Origin of the sequence: Loktanella sp. DJP18, from assembly GCF_049310965.1 — a bacterium.
Taxonomy (GTDB): Bacteria; Pseudomonadota; Alphaproteobacteria; order Rhodobacterales; family Rhodobacteraceae; genus Loktanella.
Genome location: NZ_JBMERN010000251.1, coordinates 1 through 2684 on the forward strand (window position 1 = coordinate 1; position 2684 = coordinate 2684).

The window sequence follows — 2684 nt, forward strand, 5'->3', positions numbered from 1 at the left end:
ATAGGTAGCCTTAGAGACACAGTGTCAGAAACCTTGGCTCAGCCTATCGCCCCGATCAGCTTTGACCTCGCGGCCTGATCAGGCCCAAATCCACATGCTCGGAGAACCCGCGAAAGAGTTTCCACCACATTCGAGACACAACCTGCCGAAAGAAGGGGAGCCGAGAGGCTCCCCATCAGACGTGTCACCTAAGGTTCTGGCTCAGAAGTCCCAGAAGCCCTCTTCGCCGTAGTCGTCGCAATAGGCACCGACTTCGGTCTCCTCGAGGTAGCCGCTCGTGTCGGCGTCATAGCCGCCGTAGACGCCGGTGCCGAACTCGTCCTGCGACAGCAGGCCGTCGCTGTCGGCGTCCCAAGTGCCGAACGTGCCGGCCTCACCCAGACCGGTGCCGAATTCATCTTCCGTCAGCGCACCATCCGCGTCGCCGTCCCAGACGCCGTAGTCTTCGGTAGCCCTGTATCCGACTTCCTGCTCCTCAGTGGAAAAGAGGCCGTCCTCGTCCCTGTCATAGGACTGGTAGAGACCGGTGTTGTATTCGTCCTCGGTCAGGAAGCCATCAGCGTCGAGGTCCCGTTCGTCGAACCAGGCGTTCTCACCATAGGCGGTGCCGTATTCGGTCTGGTCGAGCATCGCGTCCTGGTTGGTGTCCCAGTCGCCGTGGCAGTCGGCCAAGGCCGGTGCGGCACCAAGCCCGAAGACTACAAACGAAGTCAGGGCGATCTTGTGCAGGTTGAATGTCATTTCAGTTCCTTTCTGTTGATGGGCCGCTTGTGGGCATCGAGCCGTCAGCGGGACTTCCCGCATCCGGCCTTCTGCTCTCTGTCGCCCCACTCGAAGATGCAGACGGCAGAAGGTGGCGTTTTGGGTCTGGAAGGACAGCCAAGGACCGCCCTTCCAGTCGTTGTTGAGCGTGCGCTCATCGTTTCAGAGCGTACGCTCAGACGTCCCAGAAGCCGCCGTCACCGATGTCGTCGCCGACATCGCCGAACTCGGGCTCCTCGATGAAGCCGCTACCGTCGCGGTCGTAGGTGCTGAACACGCCGGTGTTGTACTCGTCCTCGCTCAGCAGGCCGTCCGCGTCGCCGTCCCAAGTGTTGAAGGCGCTTCCGCTGTCGCCCCACGTCGAGCCCCAGCCCTCGAAGAACTCGTCTTCGCTGAGCATGCTGTCACCGTCGGCATCCCACGCGCCGATCTCGACCTCGGTGCCGCCGGCGATGGCGTAGTTCTCGAACAGACCGGCTTCCATGAACTGGGCCATGAACTCTTCTTCGCTCAGAACCTCATCACCGTCGGTGTTCCAATTCTCAAACGAGGCGTCGACCGCGGCCTCGCCGTAGAAGCTGTCGATGCCGGAGTCCCACTCGCCCACAGTGAGGGTGCCGCTGTTGTCTTCGTCGAAACGCTCGAAGAGACCTCCGGCGAATTCGTCAGAAACTAGCGCTCCGTCGCCGTCCTCATCCCATTCGGACAGGACACCCAATTCGGTCAGGCCAGCGTTCCACTCATCCTGAGAGAGGATGCCATCACTATCGAGGTCCCAGCCCCGAACAACTTGGGCACTGGCGGGGCCGGTCAATAGTGCGGCAGAAAGAAGAAGTGTGCTGAATCGCTTCATTGGTTATCTCCAGAGTTTTGATGTCCACCTAACAAGACATGGCGGGAAATGTTCCGGCCCGGCGTCGACGCGAAGCTCACAACGGGGTGAACTAAGGTTCTGTTGCGTCCGCGTCAGCCTGCGAACCAGTCCTGTCGGAGCAACAGCCGATAAGCGGGCATCGCAGTCGCCTCGCCCGATAACCCAGCAGAGCCTTCCGGGACTTCAGGATGTCGCCCGAGCAGATCGGGCCGGCGGTGATGCTGCCCGGCGTTGTTGCTCACGGTAAACGACGCTGTTGCGTTGAGGGGCGATTTGGAATCGATTTTGAAAATTCTCTACCACAAGGATGTTCACGATTCTCGAGTGCCTCCTCGCCCCTCTACTGGAAACGTCACGCCCGCCTTTTGACTTGAGCAAGACGCGGCTAGAAACGCGGGCCGTGCCGCTGGTTGGGCTTGCGAACGGGCGCACGGTGAACCTGACCCATCTGGCAAGTCAGTTTCTAGGCGACGCACAGCATGGATCGAACTACCGTCGTCTGCAGCGCTTCTTCCAGTTTGTGCGGCTGGATAGCGATATTGCCGCGCGGCTGGTCGTGCGAATGCTGAACCTCAAGCGGCCAAAGCTTCTCGCACTCGATCGTACCAATTGGAAGCTGGGGTCGCGCGATGTGAACGTGCTGGTTCTGGCCGTTGTCACGCGACGATTTCGAGTTCCGCTGATGTGGGTGTTTCTGGACCACGCAGGCAATTCCGCCATGGGCATGAGCATTGCGCTGATGGAACGTTATCTGCGCCTGTTGGGGGCAGCCTCCATTGAGGCGCTGCTGGCGGATCGCGAGTTCATCGGTGCCGAGTGGATGGAATTTCTCATTAAAAACAACATCCCATTCGCGATCCGCCTCAAGGAGGACATGCTGATCCGTCTCGCAGATGGCAACCTGCGCGAGTTTCGCACCCTGTTGCGCAAGCGCAGGCGCGGGGCATGGGAAGGCTGGCTGAACGGCATGGAGGCGACCCCCGCCAACCGGCTGCTCATCGCCGCCAAGCGCATCAGGGGCGGTGAATTGCTCATCGTCGCCACTAGG

The 2684-nt window shown here is 60.5% G+C and carries 3 protein-coding genes; 1 reads left to right on the forward strand and 2 read right to left on the reverse strand.

Going from position 1 to position 2684, the window contains the following annotated elements; translation table 11 throughout:
* Positions 1–201 precede the first annotated feature (201 nt).
* The gene (locus ACOI1H_RS24695) at positions 202–741 is read right to left on the reverse strand and encodes a hypothetical protein (RefSeq protein WP_422440895.1); all 540 of its coding nucleotides are present in this window, start codon (positions 739–741) and stop codon (positions 202–204) included.
* A gap of 196 nt (positions 742–937) precedes the next feature.
* On the reverse strand, positions 938–1615 hold the full coding sequence (locus ACOI1H_RS24700) for a hypothetical protein (protein ID WP_422440896.1): 678 nt from the start codon (positions 1613–1615) through the stop codon (positions 938–940).
* Between the two features lie 328 nt (positions 1616–1943).
* Here ACOI1H_RS24700 and ACOI1H_RS24705 point away from each other — a divergent pair.
* Positions 1944–2684, forward strand: a 741-nt coding sequence (locus ACOI1H_RS24705; RefSeq protein WP_422440897.1) for a transposase, incomplete at its 3' end; no start/stop codon positions are given.